Below are 25,739 nucleotides of genomic sequence, written 5' to 3' on the forward strand. Positions count from 1 at the left end.
GCCACCAAAATTCTCGTCCGTGATTGCTGAACACCACTGGTCGGGACGATACCCTGATACCCGCTCGGATCGAGACTGTTCAGCGAAGAATCTCCCGAGGTCGGCGCGTGACAGGCGGTAATTTCAGTGAAACAATATTCAGCCACCACTTCGGAATCACAAGCGTAGAATCGAATTTCTCGCCGGAAGTGTGTGACAATTGACCCCTTCGTTCAGTATTAGATAACAGGAACCCGCTCGTGGAACACGTGGGTGCGTATCATCGAGTGTCGTCCAGCGGCTGATCACGCCGATTCGCGTGCGCAGCAGATTTCTTTCACCTTCACGGGTCGGCCGTTCAGTCGTCGCCGCTGACGGTAGTTATCTCCGTTCTCTCGCCGACCTGAAATCGGTACTCTCCCGCTTCCAGGACGTGTCCCCGGGCGGGAACGAAGTAGCCGAGCGCGGACGGATCGACCTCGATGTCGACCGACGCCGACTCTCCTGCATCCAGTTCGGTCCGTTCGAACCCGACAAGCGAGCGTTCGGGCCTCACACGCGAGGCGTGCGTCTGTGTCGCGTACACGTCTACGGTCTCCGTTCCGGGGCGGTCCCCGACGTTCGAGAGGGTGACGCTGACCGTCGCCGCCGGTTCGTCGTCGTCGGACGCGGTACCCGGACCGTCCGCGACCTCGACGTCGTCGACGTTGAACTCGGTGTAACTCAACCCGTGGCCGAACGGGAATAGCGGATCGGAGGAGTCGGGGTGTTCGCCTGCGCCGATCGGCGTCGGATGAGCGAGCGCGTCGTGGTGTTGGGGCAGGTCGCCGTGCGATTTCGGCACGGAGATCGGGAGCCGACCGCTCGGGTCGTTCTCACCGAACAGCGTGTCCGAGACGGCGACTCCTCCCTCCGTTCCGGGGAAGTACGCCATGAGGATCGCCGGGACGTGCTCGGCCATCCAGTCGACGATCAGCGGTCGGCCGGTCACGAGCACGCCGACGACGGGCGTCCCGGTCTCGTGAACCCGCCGGACGAGTTCGCGCTGGGCGTCCGACAGCCGGAGGTCGCCCCGCGTCGGCCACTCCCCGGTCTCGACGCCCGCCTCGGCCTGCGGGCCGAACTCGTGAAGGTACCAGCCCTCGCCGAGCGCGAGCACGGCGACGTCGGCGTCCGCCGCCTTCTCGACCGCCGCGTCGATATCGACCGGTTCGTTGAGCGTCGTCCCCGCTGCGTGGGTCACGGTGCCGTCGGTGCCCGCGGCGATCGCATCGCGGATCGTCGCCCCTGGCAGCCCATCATCGCGACTGACCGACCAGCCGCCGAGCTGGTGGACCATGTCGTCGGCGTTCGGCCCGCCGACGAAGACGTCCTCGTCGCCCTCGAGCGGGAGGACTCCCTCGTTTTTCAGCAGCGTCATCGACTCGCTGGCGACCTCACGCGCTGTCTCGCGGTGGTGCTCCGAGCCGAGCGTCTCCGTTACTGCCTCCCCATCGACGTACGGGTCCTCGAACAGTCCGAGTTCGAACTTGGCGCGGAGCACCCGTTTTACGCTCGCGTCGACGACAGATTCTTTGAGCCGCCCGGATTCGACGAGTTTCACGACGCGGTCCGCGTGGTCGACGTGACCGACCGACGCGACGTCGACGCCGGCCTCGCGGGCCTGTCGCACGCCGTCGGCGTGGTCGCGAGCCGTTCGGTGATCCTCGTGGAGGTGGCGGATCCCGTCCCAGTCCGAGACGACGTGGCCCTCGAAGCCGAGGTCGTCGCGGAGGAGGTCCGTGAGGGCGGCGGCCGACCCGTGGGAGGGTTCGCCGTTGATCGAGTTGTACGACGGCATCACGGAGTCCGCGCCGGCGGCGAGCGCCCGTTCGAACGCCGGGAGGAACGTGTTCCGGAGTTTGTATTCGGAGATGTCGACCGGCGACGCGTCCTCGCCGCGTTCGGGCTCCCCGTAGGCGGGGAAGTGTTTGAGGGTCGCAAGCACGCCCTCGGGATCGCCGATCCCGTCACCGCGGTATCCCCGGACTTTCGCGGCGGCTAGTTCGCCGACGAGGTGCGGGCTCTCGCCGAACGTCTCGAACACTCTCCCCCAGCGCGGCTCGCGACCGACGTCGACGGTCGGGCCGTAGTTCTGGTGAGCGCCGGTCGCGCGGATTTCTCGGGCGGTGATCGCGGCGCTGTCCTCGAGCAGCTCCGGGTCCCACGTCGCGGCTGCCCCGAGTCCGTTCGGAAACGACGTCGCACCGGTGATGTAGGCGTGGCCGTGGACCGCGTCGACGTTCAACAGCAGCGGGATGCCGAGTCGACTCTCCTCGACGGCGACGCGCTGGAGGCGATTGGCGATCCGCGCCGACTCGGTCGGATCGCTGGTGAGCGACCCGGCCCAGCCGAACGGCGCGACGGCGCCGACCCCGTCTTGAGCGACGGTCTCGACGAGGTCCTCAACATCGAGGTCCTCCCTGAAACTCCCGCCCCAGGTCCCCGTCACCTGGCCCGCCTTTTCGGCGAGCGTCATTCGCTCGAGCAAGTCCGCTACGCGCTCCGACGTCGGTGCCGACTCCCGGCGGTACGTCGGCGTCTTGGATCGATCGTCCATTGGCTGTGAGGTGTTATCGTAGCGCTATAAACGTTGTCAACCGTCTCACCAATGGTGACGCGGTAGTTTTACCGAGGAGTGTGACAATCCGGAGAGTAGATTGGCACTATGCCAGCGCACCTCACGATAGACGACGTCCCGTCGGGGGAGCTCTCCGAGAAGCTTAACGTGCTCGAGACGGTCGAGGTCTCTGCGCTCTTCTTCTGCGAAGGGCGTCGACTGGCGGAACATCCCGAACACGCACGGTGGGTCGTTGAATCCAGCTCCCATCTCGGCGTCGTTTCGCGCGCCCGCTCGAGCGAGATGATCCCGAGACGGGCGAGCACCGTCCCGATACCGAGCAGGAGCAACTGGAGCGGATTCGTGCGAAGTGCCAGCGTATACTCGCCGTCTTCGAGACCGCTAAAAGCTATCTCTTTCGTTCACCGCCTGACCGCCCGTTCGACGCGCTACTCGAAATCCGGTCCCTCGACGGCTTCGTCTTCGGCCTCGCGCCAGGTGTGTTCGGGTGTCCAGCCAAGGTCGCGTTCGGCCTTTGCGGTGGTGAACGCGGCTGCGTCCCCCTCGAGGTCAGAAGGCGGTGCGTCGTCGAAGAGCGCGTCGATGAGTCGTTCGGTCTCGATACCGAGATAGTTCTCCGCGGCGTGGCAGAGGTACGCGTCGTGGCCCTCGATGTCGGCGTCCAACGCCGCCGAAACCATCGACGCGAGATCGCGCACGTCGATGTACGACCAGAAGTTTCCCGCGCCGCCGCTCGGGGAGGTTCCCTCGGGGCGTTCGGCCAACTCCTCGAGGTTGAAGCGCTCCCGGTTTCCGCTGGTCTGGTACTCGCCGGGGTACTGCACCCACGACGGGCGGATAGAGACGACGGACACGTTGTGTCGTCTGGCGGTCGCCGCGGCGACGGCCTCGCCGGCCTCCTTCGAGGTGCCGTACGGATCTTCGGGGCGAAGCGGATGGACCTCGTCGATGGGGACGTACTCGGGGACGAGACAACTCTCGGCGAAGGGGAACCCGTACGCGGATTCCGAACTCGACCAGACGACGTTCGCGCCGGCCCGGCCGGCCGCCTCGAGGACGTTGTACGTACTCAGAACGTTGTTAGCGAACACCCGCGAACCGGCGTGGCTCGTCGGGTCGGGAATCGCGGCGAGGTGGACGACGGCGTCGGGCTCGGCGGCCGCGATGAGCTCAGCGGTCTCGCCCGAGTCGGTGAGGTCGACCTGAAAGAACTCCGCCCCTGTGGGTCCCCCGTCGGCGGGGAGTCGCCGGTCGAGGCCGACCACGTCGTAGCCGTCGGTGAGTAGTCTCTCTACGATCCACTGTCCGGCGCCACCGAGCGCACCGGTGACGACGATGCTCGCGGAGTCTGTGGTCACGGGCGGACAGTTGGCGGGTGCACTAATGAAACCCACGGAGAGCGTGTTTTCAGTCGGTTGACGTGAGCCACTGTTCAGAGAAGCTTCCCGCCAGCGGGGGTATTCATAGAAATGCATAAACCACCGGCGGCGGAACACGGCGGCATGGTCACTGAAACGGGGACGTCCGTGAGCGTCGACGGAAAGACAGCGGTCGTCATCGGCGGGACGCGAGGGATCGGTCGAGCGATCGCGCTCGGATTCGCCGAGGACGGCGCGGACGTCGTTGCGACGAGCAGGTCGCAGGACGCCGTCGAGGACGTGACGGCGGAACTCCACGAGCGCGGCGCGGCGACGACGGCGGTCACGTGCGACGTGACCGACACCGAATCGATCGAAGCGCTCCGAGACGCCACGATCGAGGCGGTCGGAGACGTCGATATTCTCGTCAACTCGGCGGGGACGGTCGCCCAGTCCGCCGTGACGGAGATGAGCGACGAGGAGTGGCAGCGGGACATTGACGTCTGCCTCACCGGCGTCTTTCGGGCGTGCCGGGCGTTCGGGCGGACGATGGACGACGGCAGCATCATCAACATCTCCTCGATGTCGGCCGATCAGGCCCGCGAGGAACGCGCGGCCTACTGCGCCGCGAAGAGCGGCGTCAACGGGCTGACCCGCGCGGCGTCCGCGGACCTCGCGCCGGACGTCCGCGTGAACGCCATCGCTCCCGGGTTCGTCAAGACGGAGATGGCCGGGCCGAAACTGGACGAGGGGTCGGCGTTCCGCGAGACCGTCGACGAACGGACACCGATGGGCCGCGTCGCCACGCCCGACGAGATGGTCAGCACGGCCATCTACCTCGCGAGCGACGCCACGTCGTTCACGACGGGCGAGGTCGTCACGGTCGACGGCGGCTACGACGACAGCGCACAGTAGCCCCTACCCCTACAGCCCGTAGAGCTTCTTCGGCCGATCGTACGCCACGTGCTCGACTAGCCGCTCGGCATTGCTATAGGGGATCCGTCCCCGCTCGACCAGCTCGCCGACGACGGTCGCGAGCGTTCGACGGAACATCTCGAACCGGGAGCCGTAGGAGACGAGCTTCCGGGAGTCGCTGACCATCCCGGCGTAGTTGGCGAGCAGGTCGACGGCCGCGACCCGCTCGAGTTGGTTCTCGATCCCGAGCGGACTGTCGTTGAACCACCACGCCGGCCCGATGCTCACGTTGGGGTAGGCGCGGGCGACGACCGTCGCGCTCGGGTAGTGGGTCGGATCGAGCGTGTAGAGGACGATCTCCATCTCCCCGTCGAAGGCGTCGAGGAAATGATCGAGTCCCGCGACCAGGTCGACGTCCTGCGTCGAGACGTCGCCGCCCGCGTTCGGCCCGACGTCCTCGGAGAGGGTGTCGCGGTAGTCGCGGACCGCGCCGACGTGGAGCTGGGTCACCCAGCCGGCCTCGCTGTTTAACTCGCCGATGAAGTCGAGCAGAAACGCTTTGTAATCGTGGATCTCGGCCTCCTCGAGGCTCGTTCCGCGCCGCGCTTTCGCGTAAATCTTGCCGGCGCGCTCCTCGCTGACCGGCCTCGAGACCGGATCGGTCCCCATCCCGATGTCGCACGCGACGCAGCCGCGGTCGACGAAGTAGTCGTGACTTTCCTCGAGGGCCTCGAGAAACCCCTCGAAGCGATCCACGCCACCGTCGGTCACCGCGTCGAGTTCCGAGACGAACGTCGCCCACTCGGAAGTCTCGATCTTCAGCGCCCTATCGGGTCGCCACGTAGGGCGGATATCGACGCCGTCGACCGCCGCCTCGGCCCGCTCGTGGTACTCGAGTCGCGAGGTCGGGTCGTCGCTGCTGCAGAGGACCTCGACGTTCATCTCGCGGAGCACCGCCTGCGGCCGCAGTTCCGGTTTGGCGAGTTGGCGCTTCGTCTCCGCCCAGATCTCGTCGGCCGTGTCAGCGTTCAGCGGTTTCTCGATGCCGAATCGTCGCTGCAGGTCGAGGTGGACCCAGTCGTAGGTGGGGTTGCCCGCGAAGTCCGGGAAGACCGCCGCGAGCGCGTTCCACTTCTCGCGGTTGTCGGCGTCGCCGGTGATCTTTTCCTCGGGGACGCCGCGCTTGCGCATGAGCTGCCAGACGTAGTGATCGGTCGCGCCCTCGACTTCCCAGACGTCGCTCCAGGGCTCGTTTTCGACGACTTCCTCGAGGTCGATGTGGTTGTGCGGGTCAACGACCGGGAGATCGGCGACGGCTTCGTAGAGTTCCGCAGCGGACTCCGAGTCGAGCAGATACCGCTCGTCCATGAATCCCATGGACGACTCTGCTTCGAGGGCGGCAATAAAACCTCGGAACGGAACCGCCGCCGGCGCGCTCAGGAGCGCGTCTGCTCCAGTAGCCCCTTCATGTACCCGACGGCGAACAGCCGACCCATGTCGGTGTAGCCGGCCTGGGTCTCCTCGCGATCGCCTTCGCCGAGCATCTTTGGGACGTGATCGGGTCGAATTGGGCCGTCGAATCCGACGTCGCGGTAGGCCGCCATCGCGGCGAGCATGTCGGTCTGTCCCTCCTCGTGCCACGTCTCGACGAACTCCTCGGCGGTCCCCTCCACGTCGCGGAAGTGGACGAAGTGGATCCGGTCGCCGAAGCGCCGGATCGTCTCGGGGACGTCCGCACCCATCGCCGAGAAGTTCCCCTGGCAGAATGTCAGCCCGTGATTCGGACTCTCGTGGAGGTCCAGAATCCGCTGGACGCTCTCGACGGAATTGACGAGTCGGGGGACCCCGCGGACGGACGCTACGGGCGGGTCGTCGGGATGGAGCGCGAGGTCGACGCCGGCCTCCTCGGCGACGGGAACGATCTCGTCGAGGAAGTACTCGAGGTTCTCCCAGAGTTCCGCCTCGGTGACGTCGACCGGGTACTCCGGCGCGCGTTCGGACTGTTCGTGATCGTAGGCGGTGGTCAGGGAGTCGCCCCGCAGCGGGACGGCGTCGGACGTGCGGATCACGCCGACCGGGTTCTCCGTCCACACCCAGGAGTAGACGTCGATACCGACCCGTCCCATGTTCCGGAGCAGCTGTTTGACCGTCTCGATCTCCTCGTCGCGGCCCTCCCGGCCCAGCACCGTCTTCGTCATCGGTGGCCGGTCCTCGACGACCTCGAGCGACAATCCGTGGTCGGCGAACCGGTTTCGCGTCCGGTGGAGCGAGTCGAACGTCCACCACTCGTCTTCGCCCCAGAAGCGGACGACGGCCGTCGACAATCCGAGCTGGTTGGCGAGCGTCCACCGCCGGTCAGGAGACGGCGGGAGCATCAGGGTCGTGTTCACACGTTTCCTTCGGAAAGCTCGATAATAGATGTTGTGCGACGCATCGACGATTATCTTCCGCAAGAAAGGGCGGGAAGGGGTCGAAGGGCCACGACTGGTCGTCACCGACCACGATTCTGCGCCCGCCGCAGCTACGTCGGCTGTCATCCTCCCCGACGTGTCTCGCGACGCGTGTTGTCACGTCCGGCAATCACTGTGAGACACGGCGTCCGGCACCGCCGGTGGGGCGAGCCAGCGGGATCAGTTCATCGATACCGTCACGTAGCCCGGGAAGTTCAGGATGAGCTTCTGGGTCGTGTCGCCGAACACGGCCTTCCCGGTCGGGGACCGCTGCTGTCCGAGCGTGAAGAGATGGTCGCAGCCGTGTTTCTCGGCGAGGTCGATGATGCGATTCGCGTCGAGTTCGTCGGTGACGTCAGTCGCGACGGACCACTCCACGTCGAAATCCTCGAGGGACTCAGCGGCGAGCGAATCGGCACTCTGTTCGGCGACGCCGATCGCTTCCTCGTCGCTGTAATCCTTGTTCTCGATGCGACCGATCTGATCCAGACTCGAGACCGATTCTTCGAACTGCGCCTCGCTGAGGGGAGAGTAGAGGACGAGGTCGGCGTCCGCGCCGGTCGCGTACGCTGCGGCTTCGCGGAGCAAGTCACTATCGCCGTCACGGTCGTTGAGCACGACTAATGCGTCTTCCATAGAGAGGGTCACGTTCTCGTTCCGTATAATACTAGGCTCGTCTGAAGATCAACAGGGGTGCACAGCCGGTCGGCGCCGCCGTTCTGCATCACGGGCAGTTCACTAGACTTTTGCTCATTGCGGCGAACTACCTCCCATGTCGATACGCGAGTACGTACAAACCGTGCGGGAACGCGACTGGGAGCAATTGGAATCGGGGACGCTTCGTCTCGCCGTGATCGGACTCGGCTGGTGGACGCGCGAACAGGCGATCCCCGCCATCGACGCCTCGGACTTCTGCGAGACGACCGTGGTCGTCAGCAGCACCCACGAGAAGGGCGCGGACGTCGCCGCGACGACGCCGAGCGTCGAGGTCGCGCTCACGTACGACGAGTTCACCGACGGCGACTCGGTCGACGAGTACGACGCCGTCTACATCTGTACGCCGAATGCGCTTCACCTGCCGTACGCGGAAGCGGCCGCCGAGCACGGGAAGGCGATCCTCTGTGAGAAACCGCTCGAGGCGACGGCCGAGCGCGCCGAGGAACTCGTCGCGGCAACCGAAGACGTCCCCCTGATGGTCGCCTATCGGATGCAGACCGATCCGGGGGTCCGGCGGATGCGCGAACTCGTCGCCGACGGGGCGATCGGCGATCCGGTGGCCGTCCACGGGCACATGGGTCAGCAGATGCTCGACGTCGTCTCCGGTGACCCCGACCAGTGGCGGCTCGACCCCGACCTCGCGGGGTACGGGGCGACGGTGATGGACCTCGGCATCTACCCGCTCAACACCGCACGGTTCGTCCTCGGCGCCGATCCCGTGAGCGTGACCGCACAGATGCGCTCCGACGACGAGGCGTTCCGGGAGGTTCCCGACCAGCACGCCACCTTCACAATCGAGTTGGACGACGGGACGTACGCCGCCTGCACGGCGAGCCAGCACGCCGCCCTCTCGGGACACCTCCGGATCGTCGGTACCGACGGCGAGTTGCTACTCGAGCCCACGTTCCTCGGCGAGTCGCCCCAGACGTTGACCCTCCGGATGGACGGCCGGGAACTGGAACTCGACGACGGTCGGCGCGACGTGTTCGGCGACGAAATGACCGAGGAGTTCGACTACTTCGCTGACCGCGTTCTCCGAGCAGAACCGATCTCGCCCGACGGCGACCACGCGCTCGTCGATATGCAGGCGCTCGAAGCGATCTACGAGGCGGCCGAGACCGGTCGCGAAGTGTCGGTTCGATAAGTAGAACGGGTCGGACTACTCGACCACAGCAGTCACTGCTATCCGTCGATAGGCGGCTCGTTCTCTCCCTGCTGTTCGAGGATCTCGACGAGCCGGTCCGCGAACTCGACGGTTCGCCTGGGAAGCCCGTAGCGTTCGGTTCCCATATCGTATTCGCGGAGCTCGGACACTGTTTCTTCGGTGTGGGGCAGCGTCGTTACCGTCTCGCGAACGTCTATCTCGAGCACGCCGTCGTCGGTTTCCAGCCACGGCTGCGTCCGCTGTTTCTGGTCGTACTCGATCGAGTGCGTCTCGTCACCGATCGCGTCGACGACGTCGTCGATCGCACCGATTTCGACCCGATCGTTCTCGGCAGTGAGGAAGAGCGTTCCGTCGATGGGATCCGGCTTGTACCGTGTCATAGTGGGGTGTAGAGCGGCTCGCGTAATAATAGTGGTGTCGTCGGTCAGGGCACCCTCGAGAACCGAGGGGATCGATCGCAATCGAACGCGAGGGGGACGGCGCGTCTCAGTGCTCCGCGAGCTCTTCGCGCGTCTCGACGGCCCCGTCGAGGGGTTCGCTGTCCCAGTACTCGTGATTCGGATCCTCGCGGAAGCAGGCGGCCTTCCCGTCCCCGTCAGCAACCGCCTGTAGGTCCGGGTGCTCCTTGCGACAGGCCTCTCGAGCGACGGGACATCGCGTGTGGAATCGGCAGCCAGAGGGCGGATCGACCGGATTCGGGACGTCGACCTCTCTGAGTGGCGGCTCGCTGGCCTCCATCGAATCGAGATCGAGGTCCGGCGTCGCCCACCGGAGCACTTCGGTGTACGGATGGCGCGGGTCGTGGATGAGGCGCTCGGCGGTGCCGATCTCCACGATCTCCCCCAGGTACATGACGGCGATTCGGCCGTCGCCGTGCTCGGCGAAGTACCGCGCGTTCGAGAGGTCGTGGGAGATGAAGAGGAACGAGGTTTCGAACTCCGCTTGCAGTTCCAGCATCAGGTCCATGATCTCGATACGCAACGAGACGTCGACCGCGCTGATGGCCTCGTCGGCGAGGATCGCGTCCGGGTTCATCAGCAGTGCGCGAGCGAGTGCGACGCGTTGCTTCTCGCCGCCCGAAAGCTGGTGGGGGTACCGATCGAGGAACTCGTCGGCCGGAGCCATGCCGATTCGCTCGAGGAGGGAGTGCATCCGACCCCGGCGCTCGGTCTGGTTGATGTTCGGATGCGTGTGCCTGAGCGGCTCCGAGAGGATGTTGACGATGCGTCGGTTGGGGTTGAGCGCACTCCCCGGGTCCTGATGGATAATCTGGAGCGCCGAGCGGATATCGTCGTACGGAATCTCGCCGCCGCCCTTTTTCGCTTCCCAGATATCCTGGCCGCGATACTCGATCGAGCCGCCGGTCGGCTGCTGGAGACCGATCATCGTCTTCCCCAGCGTCGTCTTCCCGCAGCCACTCTCACCGAGGAGACAGACGAGATCCTGTTCTTCGATATCGAGCGAGACGCCGTCGACCGCTCGGACGACGCGGGGATCTTCGGTGAAGCGCTCGAGCAGTCCTTGCTCCTCCTCAAAGTGAACCTCGACGTCGTTGAGCGAGAGGAGCGGCGTCCCGACCGGCTCCTCGTGACGTGTTTTCGCGACCGATTCCGCCGTCTCGGCGGGATCGGGACTCTCGAAGTCGTCGTTCGTCTTGCCGAAATTGAGCTCGATCTCTTCGCGGGCTTGCTCCCAGTGGTGACACGCCGACCGATGATCGCTGTTGTCCTGGTCGACCGAGGCTAACGGCGGATCGTCCGTCCGGCACTCTTCCGTTGCGAGCGGACACCGCGGTTCGAACCGGCAGCCGGACGGGAGGTTCACTGGAGCGGGACCTTCGCCCGGGATGGGCTGCATCTCCGCCAGCGGCGCATCGATGTTCGGCGTCGCGTTCAACAGCTTCCGCGTGTACGGATGTGCCGAGTTGCCGATAATCTCGTCGCGCGGCCCGATCTCGGCGAACTGGAACGCGTAAATAATCGCCATCCGGTCGGCAAGCGACGCGACCAGCGGCAGGTCGTGGGTGATGAAGACGATCGTCAGGTCGTACTCGCTCTGCAAGTCGTCGAGTAACGTCAGAATCGACCGCTGCATCAACAAGTCGAGCGCAGCCGTCGGCTCGTCCATCACCAGCACTTCCGGGTCCAGGACCATACTTAACGCGATCAGGGCCCGCTGTTGCATCCCGCCCGAGAGTTCGTGGGGATATGCATCGAGGACCCGTTCCGGCTCGAGATAGAGGTTCTCGAGGAGTTCGCGAGCGAACTCGAGCCCCTCCGAGACGTTCTTGTCGTGGGCCTTGAGCGTCTCCGTGAAGTGGGCCCCGACCTTCATCGTCGGGTTGAACGAACTCATCGCGCCCTGGAATACCATCGACACCTCCTCCCAGCGGAACTGCCGGAGTTCCTCGTCGCTCAACTCGAGGAGGTCGACCGACGAGCCGTCCTGCCGGTTGTACGTGATCTGCCCGGAAAGGACGCCGGGGTCGGGGATGGCATCGAGCAGTGCGGAGGCGAACATCGACTTGCCGCTTCCGCTCTCGCCGACGATACCGAGGACTTCGTTCCGCTCGATGCTGACGTTGACGTTCTCGAGGACGCGTGTTTTGCCCTCGTTGTAGGTAACGCTCGTGTTTCGGACCTCGAAGATCGGATCTTCGACGGCCTCCTGTGATACGACTCGATTGCTGGATGTGCTGTCGGTAGCCATTATATCATCTCCGTCGTCGTGTCGGTTTCCTCCTCCTCGATGGACTCGGATTCGCCGGTGAGACGGGTTCGGACACGGGGGTTGAAGATCCGGTCCATCCCCTGACTCAGCAGGACGAGGCCGAAGGCCAGTCCGACGATGGCGACGATCGGGACGAGGAGCCAGTGGAAGGCGTCCATCGTGAACAGGCCCCCTTGGCGGTAGCCGTTATTCAATGTAACGCCCCAGTTCTGTCCCGTGTAGGGCAACACGCCGATGAAGTACAATCCGACGGACGCGAAGATCGTGTAGCGTGCGGCGAACACGAAGTTGACCATCACGTACGGCATGATGTTCGGCAGCACGTCCTTGATGATGATGCGTATCGAACCCGTCCCCATCGTCCGGGACGCTTCGATGTAGCTCTCCTCTCGGATCGAGAGGACCTGTGACCGGATCGAACGACCCAGCCCGGCCCAGTAGTTGATCGTCAGAATGACCCCGAGGAGAAGCGGGTTCTCCGGGCTCAGCGCGATCGCCAGGACGATGACGAGCGGGAGTCCCGGAATCGCCATGAAGAAGTCGGAGATCGCCGTGATGACGGTGTCTATCGTGCCGCCCTTGTACCCCGAGACGGTGCCAACGATGACTGCGAGAGTGGTCGCCCACACCCCGCCCGCGAGCACCATCAGGAGGATGAACGGCGTCGAGTCGATGATCAGAGCCAGCAGATCGACCCCCGAGCGGGTCGTCCCGAGCGGATACGCCATGTTCTCGAACGGACCGAGTAATGCCCCGGCCTGATTCGGACTGGCGTCGCGCCAGAGCCCGAGCAGGTCGACGACCGCCATGAGAAGGTAGACGCTCAGGATGAGAACCCCGATTCGAGTTCGTCTGTCGGACCACGCGACGGTGGCGGGCACGTAGATTTTCTGTTCGTAGAACTCGTTCAGTCGGTCGCGGCGACTCATTTCGACGTCTGACGTTTCCGAGCGCCAGTCGATGCCGTCGGCCCTATCGGGTTCAGTACTCATCTGACTCACCTGCACTAATACGCGGATCGATCAGCCCGTACGTCAGGTCAGCGATGTAGACACCGACGACGAGCGTGACCGTGATGACCAGGAAACAACCCATCATCAGTGGGTAATCGTTCGCATTGACCGCTTCGATCATGCGGTAGCCGAGTCCGGGGTACGAGAATATCTCCTCGAGCACGACGGTTCCCCCAAGCCGGAACCCGATTATCAGAATGAACCCCGTATACATCGGGAGGATGGCGTTCTTGGCGACGTACCGAGTAGCGATCCGGCTGTCCGAGAGGCCACGCAGTCTGGCGACTTCGACGTATTCCTCGCCGAGCACCTGAATGCCGTTCCCGCGCATGTTGAGAGCCGTCGATCCAACGCCGCCGATCGTAAACGCCAGAATCGGAAGCGCAGCGTGGTAGAGCACGCTCGAGATGTACTGGATGCTGATCGAGGCGTCGAGGCCTCGAGCGACAGCATTCCCGGTCGGGAACCAACGGAGCTGGAACGCTAGGAAGAACAGGAGGATCACGGCGAAGATGTAGTAGGGGATCGACATCAGGAAGATCGATCCGCCCGATGCGATCTTGTCGAACCGCGAGCCTTCCCAGTACGCCTGGATCGAGCCGAGCAACACGCCGATGACGAACATGAGTATCGTGGACGTCACGACGAGGAAGACGGTCCAGGGGAGCGCTCGGGCGATCACCGCCATGACTGGCTCGTTGAGCGAGATCGACTGTCCCAGATCCAACTGGACGACGCCGATCATGTAGTCGATGTACTGTTGCCAGAGCGGTGCGTCAGGTCTGATGTTCTGCAGTGCTTCGATACGCGCGTCGACCTGCTCGGCGGGGATACCCCGCTGGAGGAGCTGAATCCGTAGCTGCGTGAACGGACCGCCGGGAAGCAGCCGGATCAGGCCAAAGGTAAGCGACGCCACTGCGAGGATAGTCAACGGAATCTGTAACGTCCGTTTGAGGTAGTAATTCATTTTGTCTGATAATAAAAGGACTCGTATTGCTGGCTCAACCGTCGTACTGCAGTTCGCCCTCGTGGGGCCACCAGAACTGTGGCCATTTAACCTGCCGGTTGGGGCTGTCCTCGTCGGCGATCGACCACTCGTCGTCCGTCACCCAGGACTGCTCGTGCTTGGACACGAGTCCGAGGAACGGAAGTTCGATGTGGTTGTGCCACGCCGCCTCTTGGACGTACGGCCGTGCCTCCTCGTCGTTCGGTTGCTGTGCGATCTGATCGACCGTGTCGAGCGGGGTAACCGACATCTCTCCGCCGTCTCTGCCGGGAATCGTTTGTTCGGATTGGGCCTTTTCCCGGTAGTTGTGACCGCCGCCGATCTCTTCGTCCCACAGCTGGTAGCGCAGCGGGAAGTACGGGAACGACGATCGCGATCCGCCAGGCAGCCAGTAGAGGCTCCCCATCGCGAAGTTGCTGTTGGAGTACTGGTTGAACCAGTCGTTCGTCGGTTTCGTGCTGACCGAGAAGTCGAAGCCGAAGTCGTTCAGCTGGCTGACGACGGTCTGGGACATGGTCGTCCAGTCCGTCCAGCCCGCGGGCGAGTAGTACTCCCCGCCGATAGTGTCCCCGCTGGAGTCCTGCCAGGTACCATCTTCCAGCGAGTATCCGGCGTCCTCGAGCAGCTGGGTCGCCTCGTCGGTCTGTTTCTCGTCGGCACCGTAGGTCTCGAAGTCACCCTGCCAGTCGTCGAGCCAGTACTCCTGATCCTTGGGTGCGATACCGCAGGGCGACGGCGTCACGAACTTCGACCGCGGACCGGCGTTATCGACGAGTTCTTGCCGATTGATGACGTGTGCGACCGCCTGTCGAACCGCCCGCTGTCCGAAGTGAGGATCGTCGTGATTGAACACGATACCGTAGCCCCACTTAGCCGGAATCTGAACCTCAACGACGTGGTCCGGGAACTGGTCGACGATCTCCGATGGTGCGAACAGGCTCGGTGAGCCGTCAACGTCCGTTCCCGACATGAGTGCCTGATGCTGGGCGGTGTTCCCACCGTAGCTCTCGATCAGGAACGTCTCGATGTTGACGTTGTCGGCGTTGTAGAACTCGGGGTTCCGCTCGAACTCGAACGCCTGTTGGTCCTTACTCACGAACGAGAACGCCCCACTGGCGACGGGGTCCTCCCAGGCCCACTGGAGGAACTCGGAGACGTCCTGGTCCAGGAACTGTTCGTGGACATCCGCTTTCGTATCGACGAGGAAGTTCGTGAGTTCGAACTTGAGGATCCGCGGGTTCGTCGGCCCGGAGAGTATCAGACGCGCGGTCTTATCGTCGACGATCTCGTAGTCCTCGAGATACCCCCAGAGCGAACTGCCGGACATCTCCGCCAGCTCGAGCTGGACGTCGAGGTCCTCGGTCGTCCACTCGTCCCCGTCGTCCCACGTCAGATCGTCGCGGAACGTGAGCGTCACTTCCTCCTCTTCGACCTGTAGGTCGTCGAGCGCCCCGAGAAGGAACTCGTCCTCGCCGAACGAGTACTTCATGAACGGAGCGAATACCGATCGCCCCGCGGGCCAGCGGTAGTTTTGTATGCCCGACGTGTTGAAGTGAAGATCGGCCGGATTGCCAGTGTACGCGTTGACAAACGTGCCGTCCTCCGATCCACTGCCACCCATACAGCCAGCGAGCGCGGCCGCCCCCGACGCTCCTGCCACCGTTAACATTTTCCGGCGACTGATCGCATCGCTGTAGTCACCGGGACTGCTATCTGTTCCCATACCCGTGAACGATACCCATAGTTAGTAATAAACATTGTGATGTACCGTTGGCATGATTCGTCTCCGAGAATGAATTAAGCGACTGCATCGCTGTTGTTCTCTTAGACGACACGCTGGAACCGGAAGCGAACGATCCGCGATCAGACGACCGATCGACCACTATCGTTTTACCAGTCGCCGACGACGATTTGACTATCTCTCGATGAATCAGTACGACGATTGCTGGCTTCGGTACGAGGGCGTGGCGGGCGAGAGCCGACGTGAATCGTACCGACGCCGGTGTAGACACGCGTACGTCGCCGAAAAGTCACCTGAATGCGGCGCGGTCCGGGATGAGCTCCGACGGGCACTGCCCGGGCTTCTCGGAGCGGACCCTCACCTCTGGCAGCATCCGCCGACGACGGCCGACGGATTCCTTGCCATCGGCACGCCGGACGACATGGCGATGATCGCCGAATCGGTTCCGGCCGATGACGTCGCCGGTCTCGAGGACGGAGGATATCTCATCCGGTCGGTCACCTGGAACGGCGCGGACTGTCTCGTCGTCACCGGCCCCACCGATCGGGGGCTGGTGTACGGCACGTTCCACCTCCTCCGGCTGCTCAGCACCGGTGAGCCGATCGACGTCCTCGACGTGTGCGAGGAGCCGGCGTACGCGAACCGGCTGCTCAACCAGTGGGACACGCCGTTCCGTCGCTCGGTCGAACGGGGGTACGCCGGCGAGTCGATCTTCGACTGGGAACGACTGCCCGACCTCCGGAAGCGATACGAAGATTACGCTCGTCTGCTGGCCTCCGTTGGAATCAACGGTATCGTCCTCAACAACGTCAACACGACGAAGCCGCAGCGAGCGAGCGCGAACGCCGCGTTCGACGCGTTCGAGGGATGGCAACTGCTCGAGTCGCGGCGACTCGAGGACCTCACCGGGCTCGCGTCGCTGTTTCGCCGGTACGGTATCCGAACGTACCTCTCGGTCAACTTCGCAGCGCCGATGCTCGTCGGCGACCTCGACACCGCCGACCCGCTCGAGGAAGACGTCCGGGAGTGGTGGCGACGGAAGGCCGATGAAATCTACGACCTCGTGCCGGACTTCGGCGGCTTTCTCGTCAAGGCCGACTCGGAGGGGCAGGCCGGCCCGTACGACTACGACCGCGATCACGTGGACGGCGCGAACGCGATCGCGCAGGCGCTCGAGCCACACGGCGGGCGCGTCTGGTGGCGTGCCTTCGTCTACGGTTCACACGAGGACCGGGCGGTACAGGCCTACGACACGTTCGAACCGCTCGACGGCGAGTTCGCCGACAACGTCACCGTCCAGATCAAGAACGGACCCGTAGACTTCCAGCCCCGCGAGCCAGTGTCGACGCTGTTCGGCGCAATGCCGGAGACGGACCTCGGACTCGAGTTACAGATCACTCAGGAGTACACCGGGCAGAGCGTCCACGCGACCTACCACCTCCCGATGTGGAAGGAAGTCTTCGAGTTCGACACGCACGCCGACGGCGAGGGGACGCCGGTGAGTTCGCTCTTCCGCGGCGACGGGGAGGGCCTTGTCGGCGTCGGCAACGTCGGTGAGGACTACAACTGGACGGGTCACTATCTCGCCCAGGCGAACCTCTACGCTTTCGGTCGCGCGGCTTGGGATCCCGACCGCTCCGCCGAGGCGATTACTCGCGAGTGGTCCCGACAGACGTTCGGTGCCGACGAGGACGTCGTCGACACCGTTACCGAGATCCTCCGCGGCTCGTTGGCGGCCTGCATCGACTACCAGACCGGCGGCCTCGGACTCATGCATATGATGCACAACGGCGAAGAGTACCTCGAGAACCACTACTACCCGTCGCCGGCAGAGTGGCCCGGCTATCACGGCGCGAGAGAGGACGGCATCGGCGTTGACCGAACCGAGAGCGGAAGCGGCTACGTCACGCAGTACCGCGATCCGGTCGCCGAGCGCTACGGCTCCGTCGAGACCTGCCCCGAGGAATTGCTTCTCTTCTTCCACCACCTCCCCTGGGACCACGAACTCGCGGACGGGACGACCGTCGTCCAGCGACTCTACGACAACTGCTTCGCAGGCGTCGAGGAGGTCGAACGGCTCCGGGACCTGTGGCACTCGCTCGAGGGGCGCGTCGACGACCGGCGTTATCGCCACGTCGCCGAACGGTTCGACGAACAGGTCGCACAGGCCGAGCGGTGGCGGGACGTGCTCACGTCGACCGTCAGGGAGTACTCGGGCATTCCCGACGAGCGAGGCCGCGCTCGAGACGAATAGCCCGCGCCGCGATCACCGATAATTTTTTCACATGTGTTCGCCACTCACACACCATGTCGAAAATGTCGATGCTGCTCGACCTCATCGCCGCTCAGCGCGAGCAGATGAAGGTTATCCTCGCCCTGCTGATCATGTCGGGGCTCCTCCTCGCGCTCTCGGCCGCGTTCGTCGAGCCCGGTGACCAGGCGTATCCCATCCTCATTATCGATATCGTCCTCGTGGTCGTCGCGTTCATTTTCTTCAGCAGCGCGTACTGGTACTGCACGAAGCGCGCGATGGACGACTGAGTCCGCTCGCTCTGTACCAGTTCTCGTCCCGGACCCGAACGACGACGCGTTCGTGCTGTTCGTGAGAAGGCGTGATTACGACGCGTCAGCGAGGAAGTTCGCGGTCTCGTCTGCGAGTTCCCGAACGTCCTGGTTGGCGTCCGTCGCAGCCACGTCCCGAAGTTTCGGTACGGCGGCGTCGTCCCCGAGGTAGCCGACCGCTCGAACGGTACGCGCACGCACGACGACGCTGTCGTCGTCGAGACGGTCGATCAGGCGGTCGCTCACCGGGGCGACGACCGCCGGTTTCGCCGCCGCAAGTTGGGCGAGCGCGTCGATCGCGCCGCCGGAGATGGCCGGATACGTATCGTCCAACAGCGTGATGAGCGCATCGACGGCGTCGAACGCCGACTGGGGCTCCGATTCAACGGTAGCAACGACGACGTTGCTCAGCGTCTGACGGGCGGAGAGTCGCCGCTTGCGCTCTTCGTCCTCGTGATCCTGTATCGTACGCCGGGTCACCTCGTCGGTTACCACGTCGCTGAGGTCTTCGCCCTGCGGATCGGGCTCGGTGACTCGAATTCCCTCGAGCAACTGCCGAACGAATGGCGCAACGAGATCGGGGCGCTCGACGACGAGCGTGGCGAGGACGTTCGAGCCGGTCAGCTGCACGTCCACGATATCGGCGCCAGCGGTGTCGACGAGGCCGGTCAGCCGCCCCTCGAGCGATGCCGGATCGCGTTTGGCGACGGTCCTGAGGACGGTGATCGCGCGCAGAGCGATCGCGGCGTTGTCGTCGTTGGCGAGCGACGCGACCTCGTCGAGGACCGGGCGCACGGCGTCGACCCCCTCCTCGACGAGCGTTTCACAGACTTCGACGCCTCGCTGCCGGACCAGCGGATCCGATGACGAGAGAGCGGCGCGTACCTCCGCGTCGTCGATGTCATCCCGGGCTATCGACTCGGGATCGATTCCGTCGAGCGGCACTGACGAGTCCAGCGTCATACCCGTGTGATACGTATCGACCGATAAATACGTGCGGGTTGTGCTACCAGACGCCTCGACAGTCACCAGACGTCCCGATAGGCGACCCGACAGTCCGCGTCGTTACTCGACATTCGCGACGTCAGTTTCAGTGAAGTACGTTCGACTGGTCCGCGGTACTTCCTTCGTCTCGGTCACTTCGAAGGCGGCAGTCGCGGCCACCTCGGCGGCCGAGTGACCGATGCGGAACTCGTAGGGCCCCTTCTCGACGGCCAGGTCGAAGTCGCGGTCGTGGTACGCGAGTTGTGACGCGTCGACCTCGAAACTGACCCGCTTCGTCTCGCCCGGCTCGAGGGAGACGCGCTCGAACCCGACGAGTTCCTGCACCGGACGGGCTTGGTCGGGGTTCTCCGCGCTCGCGTACAGCTGAACGACGTCGTCGCCCGCGGTGTCGCCGGTGTTTTCGACGGTCATAGTCGCGGTGATCGTGCCGGCCGGCGGGAGTTCGTCGGTCGACAGCGAGAGGTCTCCGTACTCGAAGTTGGTGTAGCTCAGGCCGTGACCGAAGGGGTAGAGCGGGTCGCTTTCCGTGTAGACGTACTCCTCGTTCGCGGTGTTTGGCTTCCGATTATAGTGGACCGGGAGCTGTCCGACCGTGCGCGGGATGGAGACGGGCAAGTGGCCACAGGGATTGTGTTCGCCGAACAGGGTGGCGGCGACGCCCTCGCCGCCGCGTTCACCGGGGAGCCACGCCTGCACGACGGCCGGGACCTCCCGTGCGATCCACTCGAGGGAGTGTGGCTTGCCGCTCACGACGACGACTACGACCGGCGTCCCCGTCTCGTGAACGCGTTCGACGAGGTCGCGCTGGACGCCGGGGAGCCCCAGATCGACCACGTCACAGCCCTCGCCGCTGGTGGCGACGCTAGGCTTGTTGACCCGATCCCTGTCCGAGTCTGAGAAGTCGACGGCGGAGCGCGCGCCGACGAACGCGAGGGCGACGTCTGCGTCCGCGGCGGCGTCCGCGGCCGCATCGAACTCGTCCGTCTTGGGACCGGTCGTCGTACAGCCCTGCTCGTGGCTAACCTCGAACCCGTACTCGTCGCCTTGTTCGCGGACGGCATCGAGTGGCGTCGTCGCCTCGAGTTCGACCTCCTCCTCGGGGTAGTGGGCGGGGTAGGCGTAGTCGCCCATGAGCTCTTGGACGTCGTCGGCTTTCGGGCCGACGACCGCGACGGAGTCGGTTTCCTCGCTGACGAGGGGGAGCAGGTCGTCCTCGTTTTTCAGGAGCGTCATCGACTCGCGGGCAGCGCGCTCGGTGACCGCTCTGGCCTCGTCGGTGCCGAACGGCTCCGCCGCTGCGTCGGAGTCGACCGTCGAGTCGTCGAGGAGTCCCTTCTGGGCCTTCGCACTGAGGACGCGCCGAGCCGCCTCGGTGACCGTCTCCTCGGCGAGTTCGCCGGCCTCGACGGCCTCGACGAGGTGTTCGCCGTAGTAGTCCGTGTACGGGAGTTCGACGTCGATGCCGGCCTCGACCGCCTGGACGCCGGCCTCGCGTTTCGTGTCCGCCGTACCGTGTTCGGTCACGAGGTGGCGAACGCTGTAGTAGTCGGAGACGACGGTCCCGTCGAATCCCCACTCGCCGCGGAGCACGTCGGTCAGGAGCCACTCGTCGCTGGCACAGGGGATCCCGTCGATGTCGTGATAGGCGTTCATCACCGACTCGGCGTTCGCCGTGCGGACGACCGCTTCGAAGGGGAACAGATGCGTCTCGCGGAGTTCGCGCCGTCCGAGGTTGACTGAACTCCGATTCTTCCCGCCCGCGCCGGCGCCGTGGGCGACGAAGTGCTTGAGCGTCGCGGTGACACCGTCGCCGTCGGCCTGCAGTCCCTCGACGTAGCTATGCGCCATCGCCGCGACCAGATAGGGGTCCTCGCCGAACGTCTCCTCGACGCGTCCCCATCGAAGGTCGCGGGCGACGTCGAGAACCGGCGAGAGCGCGTGCGCGGTTCCGATGGCCTCCAACTGGTCACGGATAGTGTCGGTGACCGACTCGAGAAGCTCGGGCGACCACGTACTCGCTATCCCGATCATCTGCGGGAACGTCGTCCCCTCCGGACCCATGTACCCGCTGAGACACTCCTCGTGGGGGATTGCGGGAACGCCGAGTCGCGTCTCGTCTCGGAGATACGCCTGGAGCTCGTTCGTCCGTTCAGCCGCTTCAGTCGGGGAGAGACTCCCCTCGCCGCCGATACGGGTTAGATGGCCGATACCGTTCGAAAGGTGTTCGCTGACGGCTTCCCCGTCGAGTTCTCCGTTCTCGTCTATGAGTTTGTCAGCGTTTACGGACCCGAGCTGCGCCGCCGTTTCCTCGAGCGTCATCTCTTCGAGGAGGGCCCCAACGCGCCGCTCGATCGACGTCCCGATGACGTCACGGTCTGAACTAGCTTGCATCATCTCTACTCTCCCAATCCACTGTCTTAATGATTCGGACTCGGATTCGATCCGGCGGGTCGGTGCAGTCGAACGGATCGCTACTGAACGTCGTCGGTGGGAGTCGTCCCGGGAGCCGAGCAGCCGACGGTGAGACGTCGATTGACTCTGGCTTCCCGTCCGCATGTTCTCGAGCGGACAGTCACTGGTCAATTGGCAGCTTTGGACCGTCAGAGTCCCGATTTCGTTCCTGCACGATATGCGCGTTCACTGCCGCATCCATCGTCTGTGCACCGATAGCCTCCGCTGTCGGCCTGTTTCCCACCGCCGAACTGAGCATCACTCCTGCTAACCGCCTGTTCATCTATGGGAAACGTGGTTTCGCTATCGTTGAGACGCCGGTATCGGCCCCCGTTTATTGAGAGATGCGCACACCCCACAAGAAGCGGTTCCACGCTTGAATCCTCGAGCAGGAAGTTTCAGGCCGCCACTATTTCCGTCCATGATTGCTGAACAGCACCTGTCTCGAATAAGTGCCGGCAACAGACCGTCACGTCACCGTTTACCGACGAACGGCTTCAATACAATCCGGAAGCGGCGTCCGTTTCACCTCAGAGGCGTTTCGGCCATCGTGGGAATCCTTACAATAGTATGGTTGTAAAATCTGGGGTGCGATATGGAATATTGCCGGTACCTGTTCGTCATTAGATAACGGCAGTCTGGTCTTGAAAAACGAGGGGCGACGCTATGACGGTTCGGTCCCAGGTTGGCGCTTCCTGCACTCGACAGTCACTCCCGAGTATCGGCGGATCGGCGGCACTAAAAAATCGCGTTGCGTCGGAATCGCGCTCGAGCGGGCCGTCAGTTCCTCAGTAGTTGTCGTAGACCGTCTTGGTGATACTGTAGAAGTCGAGACCGGCGTCGCCCTGCTCGCGGTAGGTCTCGCTCGAGGAGTCCTTCATGCCGCCGAAGGGGACGTGGAGTTCGAGACCGGTCGTCTTCTCGTTGATCTTGACGACGCCGGCGTCGACCTCCTCGACGAAGCGGTTCGCCTCGGTGTGGTCGTCAGTGACGACGCTCGCCGAAAGCCCGTAGTCGACGTCGTTGGCGACGTGAATCGCCTCGTCGTAGCTGCCAACGGGGATGATCGCGAGCACCGGGCCGAAGACCTCCTCCTGAGCGATGCGCATCTCGGAGTCGACGTCCGAGAAGACCGCGGGTTCGACGAAGTAGCCTTCGCGATCGAGCGCCGACCCGCCGAACTCGAGGGTCGCTCCCTCTTCCTGGGCAATGTCGACGTACTCGAGCGTGCTCTCGAGTTCGGATTCGCTGACGTGGGGACCCATGCCGGGGTCATCGAGTCCGTGGCCGTGGTCGATCGCGTCGGCGCGGTCGACGACGGCATCGACGAACTCGTCGTAGACGCCCTCGTGGACGATCGCGCGCGAGGCGGCCGTACACGCCTGCCCGGTCACGCCGAACGCGCCGTTGGCGACGATTTCGGCCGCTTCCTCGACGTCCGCCGTGTCGCTGACGACCGTCGGGTTCTTCCCGCCCATCTCGAGTTGGACGCGCTTGCCGTCCTCGGTCGCCGTGTCGTAGACGGTGTTGCCGACCGCCGTGCTGCCGGTGAAGGAGATGGCGTCGACAGCTTCGTGACTGGCGATGGTGCCGCCGACCTCGCTGCCGGGACCGGTGACAACGTTGAGGACGCCGGCGGGGAGGCCCGCTTCCTCGAGCGCGTCAGCCATCTCGTGGACGACACCGGGCGCGAGCGAGGCGGGCTTAATGACGACGGCGTTACCCGCGGCCAGCGCCGGTGCGATCTTCCAGGCCGGGATCGCGATGGGGTAGTTCCACGGCGTTATGAGCCCCGCGACGCCCAGGGGCTCCGTCTTCGTGTAAAGGTTCGTATCGCGTGCGCTCGAACTCTTGACCGTGCCGCCGATGTCGCTGGCCTTCGAGCCGTAGTAATGGAAGATATCGATCGCGCGCTGTACCTCGCCGGCGGCCTCGCTCCAGGTCTTGCCCTCCTCGCGTACGAGCAGTTCGGTCAGTTCGTCCTTGCGCTCATCGAGGAGCGATCCCGTCTTCGCGAGGATCCGTCCTCGCTCGGGGCCGGGGGTCGATCCCCAGTTGTCGCTCGCGTCGCGTGCCGCTTCGATCGCTTGTTCCGCGTCTTCGGCATCGGACTGCGGATAGGTCGCGATAGCTTCCTCCGGGCTCGCGGGATCCGTCGTTTCGAACGTCTCTCCGGTACGTGATTCGATCCGCTCGCCGTTAACGTAGTTCAGCCGCTGGTCTGCCATACGTGTGACCGATGGCTCCGTCCGCTGATAATTCTTGCCGTTCCAACGCTTCCGGCCGATGAAATCGTCCGGGGACGAGACATTTATAACGGATTAGGTAGTTGATGCGTGCATGCGGTATCAACGCCTATCGGCTGGCGGCCAGCATAGACTCATCGCTGTCGACGACGAGACAGCGTACGATCTGACTGCCGTGAAACCACGACTGGACGGTTTCGGGGAGCTCGCAGCGACGGCGGATATCGCGGGCCTCGAGATCGACGAGATGGCGAGCGATCTCACGGACGAGGCCCCGACTGTCTCTCTCGACTCGCTTACCGACGGTACGCTCCCCCTCGTCCCCCAGGAAGTCTGGGCGGCGGGCGTCACCTACGAGATCAGCGAGGAGGCGCGCGAGGCCGAAAGCGGGATGCCGGAGATGTACCTTCACGCCTACGAGGCCGAACGGCCGGAGATCTTCTTCAAAGCGACGCCGAGCCGAACGGTCGGGCCGGGCGAGGCAGTCGGTATCCGAGCGGACTCCGCGTGGGACGTTCCCGAACCGGAGCTCGGCATCGTCCTCTACGACGGCTCGACCGTCGGCTACACGATCGGCAACGATATGAGCAGCCGGGAGATCGAGGGCGAGAACCCGCTGTACCTGCCCCAGGCGAAGATGTACGAGCGCTGCTGTTCGATCGGTCCCTGCGTCGCCTCCGCCGCCGAGGTCGGCGACCCCCACGAGCTGACGATGGCAATGGAGATCACTCGCGACGACGAGATCCTCTACGAGGGCGAGACCTCGATTGGCAACATGGCTCGCACCTGCGACGAACTCGTCAAGTACTGGCGCGACCACGACGTCGTTCCCGAACTCGGCGTCCTGCTCACCGGCACCTCGCTGGTACCCGACGACGGCTTCACGCTCCAGCCCGACGACGAGGTCCGTATCACTATCGACGAGATCGGCGAACTCACGAATCCGGTCATCGAAGTCTGACCGATATCGACAGTCCAGGGACGCAACCTCCCTGCGGAGCCACTTGAGCGAAGATTTTTCGGGAGACGGTGCTGTCGGCTTCTCGTGAACGAAGATCTCTCTCAGCACGTTCGTTGTCGCAACGTCGCGAGCCGATTGCCGTGGTCGTACCGAATGAGAAGAATCGGGTGGGACAGACCGTCTATGGGACGGTACGACCGGGGTTATACTGGCAGGAACGACCTGCTGGCTTCGGCTCGACGACGCTCACGCCTCGTCAAACGACGCAAATCGACGATTTGCGAGCCCGGTGCGCCTCACGCCGCAGCGAACATTTCAACACCGTCGGCCAGATGCTCCTCGATGGCGTCGTCGTCGAGCGTGAGTCCGAGTCCGGGCTTTTCGGGGACTTCGGCGTACCCGTCCTCGATGATGTCCTCCTCGACGAGGTCCGACCACCAGCCGAGTTCGTAGGAGTGGTACTCCACTGCCAGCGAGTTCGGGATCGCCGCACCGACGTGGATGCTGGCCATCGTCCCGATCGGCGAGGAGACGTTGTGCATCGCGACCGGCACGTAGTACATGTCCGCGAGGTCGGTGGTCTTCCGCGTTTGGCGCATCCCGCCGACGCGGGGTACGTCCGGCGCGACGATATCGACCGCCTGATTCTCGAGCAACTGGCGGTTGCCATGATTCCGGTAGCCATTCTCGCCGACCGTGATCGGCGTCGAGGTCCGCTTGGTGACCTCCTCTTGCACGTCGTGGTTCTCCGGCGAGATCGGGTCCTCGAGCCACCAGACGTCGTACTCCTCGAGCCGTCGGCTCGGTCGTCGAGGAACGT

At 64.3% G+C, this 25,739-nt stretch carries 18 protein-coding genes and 1 pseudogene; 5 read left to right on the forward strand and 14 right to left on the reverse strand.

Translation table 11 applies throughout. The features are described 5' to 3' along the window. Positions 1 to 337 precede the first annotated feature (337 nt). Both ACSFC5_RS20575 and ACSFC5_RS20580 read right to left on the reverse strand, forming a co-directional pair. The gene (locus ACSFC5_RS20575; protein ID WP_440767093.1) at positions 338 to 2,578 is read right to left on the reverse strand and encodes a glycoside hydrolase family 3 N-terminal domain-containing protein; all 2,241 of its coding nucleotides are present in this window, start codon (positions 2,576 to 2,578) and stop codon (positions 338 to 340) included. Positions 2,579 to 3,027: 449 nt separating this feature from the next. Further along, entirely contained in the window at positions 3,028 to 3,957 is a 930-nt protein-coding gene (locus ACSFC5_RS20580) for an NAD-dependent epimerase/dehydratase family protein (RefSeq protein WP_440767094.1), read from the reverse strand. Between the two features lie 144 nt (positions 3,958 to 4,101). Between ACSFC5_RS20580 and ACSFC5_RS20585 the strand changes: the two genes are divergently transcribed. Then, the gene (locus ACSFC5_RS20585) at positions 4,102 to 4,872 is read left to right on the forward strand and encodes an SDR family NAD(P)-dependent oxidoreductase (RefSeq protein ID WP_440767095.1); all 771 of its coding nucleotides are present in this window, start codon (positions 4,102 to 4,104) and stop codon (positions 4,870 to 4,872) included. Between the two features lie 9 nt (positions 4,873 to 4,881). Here the strand turns inward: ACSFC5_RS20585 and uxaC are convergent, their stop codons facing one another. The 3 genes from uxaC to ACSFC5_RS20600 form a co-directional block, all read right to left on the reverse strand. Continuing rightward, on the reverse strand, positions 4,882 to 6,249 hold the full coding sequence (gene uxaC, locus ACSFC5_RS20590; protein WP_440767096.1) for a glucuronate isomerase: 1,368 nt from the start codon (positions 6,247 to 6,249) through the stop codon (positions 4,882 to 4,884). Between the two features lie 59 nt (positions 6,250 to 6,308). After that, entirely contained in the window at positions 6,309 to 7,247 is a 939-nt protein-coding gene (locus ACSFC5_RS20595; protein WP_440767270.1) for a mannonate dehydratase, read from the reverse strand. 255 nt (positions 7,248 to 7,502) lie between these two features. Continuing rightward, the gene (locus ACSFC5_RS20600) at positions 7,503 to 7,958 is read right to left on the reverse strand and encodes a universal stress protein (protein ID WP_440767097.1); all 456 of its coding nucleotides are present in this window, start codon (positions 7,956 to 7,958) and stop codon (positions 7,503 to 7,505) included. 136 nt (positions 7,959 to 8,094) lie between these two features. Between ACSFC5_RS20600 and gfo6 the strand changes: the two genes are divergently transcribed. Further along, positions 8,095 to 9,183 carry a D-xylose 1-dehydrogenase Gfo6 gene (gene gfo6 / locus ACSFC5_RS20605; RefSeq protein ID WP_440767098.1) on the forward strand — a complete coding sequence of 363 codons (1,089 nt, stop codon included), beginning with the start codon at positions 8,095 to 8,097 and terminating at the stop codon, positions 9,181 to 9,183. A gap of 38 nt (positions 9,184 to 9,221) precedes the next feature. On the opposite strand, the gene ACSFC5_RS20610 is transcribed toward gfo6, so the two are convergent. The 5 genes from ACSFC5_RS20610 to ACSFC5_RS20630 all read right to left on the reverse strand — a co-directional run bounded on the left by ACSFC5_RS20610 (position 9,222) and on the right by ACSFC5_RS20630 (position 15,622). Beyond that, on the reverse strand, positions 9,222 to 9,584 hold the full coding sequence (locus tag ACSFC5_RS20610) for a hypothetical protein (protein WP_440767099.1): 363 nt from the start codon (positions 9,582 to 9,584) through the stop codon (positions 9,222 to 9,224). 106 nt (positions 9,585 to 9,690) lie between these two features. Continuing rightward, positions 9,691 to 11,913 (reverse strand): ABC transporter ATP-binding protein, encoded by a 2,223-nt coding sequence (locus ACSFC5_RS20615; RefSeq protein ID WP_440767100.1) that lies wholly within the window; start codon positions 11,911 to 11,913, stop codon positions 9,691 to 9,693. Then, complete coding sequence (locus tag ACSFC5_RS20620) at positions 11,913 to 12,926, reverse strand: ABC transporter permease (protein ID WP_440767101.1); 1,014 nt, start codon at positions 12,924 to 12,926, stop codon at positions 11,913 to 11,915. The genes ACSFC5_RS20615 and ACSFC5_RS20620 overlap by 1 nt, the downstream gene beginning before the upstream one ends. Continuing rightward, positions 12,916 to 13,914, reverse strand: a complete 999-nt coding sequence (locus ACSFC5_RS20625) for an ABC transporter permease (protein WP_440767102.1) — start codon at positions 13,912 to 13,914, stop codon at positions 12,916 to 12,918. The genes ACSFC5_RS20620 and ACSFC5_RS20625 overlap by 11 nt, the downstream gene beginning before the upstream one ends. Positions 13,915 to 13,948: 34 nt before the next feature. Next, entirely contained in the window at positions 13,949 to 15,622 is a 1,674-nt protein-coding gene (locus ACSFC5_RS20630) for an ABC transporter substrate-binding protein (RefSeq protein ID WP_440767271.1), read from the reverse strand. A gap of 256 nt (positions 15,623 to 15,878) precedes the next feature. Between ACSFC5_RS20630 and ACSFC5_RS20635 the strand changes: the two genes are divergently transcribed. Together ACSFC5_RS20635 and ACSFC5_RS20640 are read left to right on the forward strand one after the other, a co-directional pair. After that, entirely contained in the window at positions 15,879 to 17,948 is a 2,070-nt protein-coding gene (locus tag ACSFC5_RS20635) for an alpha-glucuronidase family glycosyl hydrolase (protein ID WP_440767103.1), read from the forward strand. 53 nt (positions 17,949 to 18,001) lie between these two features. Beyond that, complete coding sequence (locus ACSFC5_RS20640; protein WP_440767104.1) at positions 18,002 to 18,235, forward strand: hypothetical protein; 234 nt, start codon at positions 18,002 to 18,004, stop codon at positions 18,233 to 18,235. A 75-nt stretch (positions 18,236 to 18,310) separates the two neighbouring features. Here ACSFC5_RS20640 and ACSFC5_RS20645 read toward each other — a convergent pair whose 3' ends face one another. From ACSFC5_RS20645 to xacF, 3 genes are all read right to left on the reverse strand, one after another. Beyond that, positions 18,311 to 19,219: a HEAT repeat domain-containing protein gene (locus ACSFC5_RS20645; protein ID WP_440767105.1), complete on the reverse strand. Its 909-nt coding sequence runs from the start codon at positions 19,217 to 19,219 to the stop codon at positions 18,311 to 18,313. A 102-nt stretch (positions 19,220 to 19,321) separates the two neighbouring features. Further along, the gene (locus ACSFC5_RS20650) at positions 19,322 to 21,652 is read right to left on the reverse strand and encodes a glycoside hydrolase family 3 N-terminal domain-containing protein (protein WP_440767106.1); all 2,331 of its coding nucleotides are present in this window, start codon (positions 21,650 to 21,652) and stop codon (positions 19,322 to 19,324) included. A gap of 848 nt (positions 21,653 to 22,500) precedes the next feature. After that, entirely contained in the window at positions 22,501 to 23,940 is a 1,440-nt protein-coding gene (gene xacF / locus ACSFC5_RS20655) for a 2,5-dioxovalerate dehydrogenase (RefSeq protein WP_440767107.1), read from the reverse strand. A gap of 112 nt (positions 23,941 to 24,052) precedes the next feature. Between xacF and ACSFC5_RS20660 the strand changes: the two genes are divergently transcribed. Further along, positions 24,053 to 24,919 carry a fumarylacetoacetate hydrolase family protein gene (locus tag ACSFC5_RS20660; protein WP_440767108.1) on the forward strand — a complete coding sequence of 289 codons (867 nt, stop codon included), beginning with the start codon at positions 24,053 to 24,055 and terminating at the stop codon, positions 24,917 to 24,919. A 296-nt stretch (positions 24,920 to 25,215) separates the two neighbouring features. On the opposite strand, the pseudogene ACSFC5_RS20665 reads toward ACSFC5_RS20660, so the two are convergent. Next, positions 25,216 to 25,719, reverse strand: a pseudogene (locus tag ACSFC5_RS20665) (enolase C-terminal domain-like protein); the annotation flags it as partial. Between the last annotated feature and the right edge of the window lie 20 nt (positions 25,720 to 25,739).

This window comes from Natronorubrum marinum (assembly GCF_052040125.1).
In the GTDB taxonomy this organism is placed as follows: domain Archaea; phylum Halobacteriota; class Halobacteria; order Halobacteriales; family Natrialbaceae; genus Natronorubrum.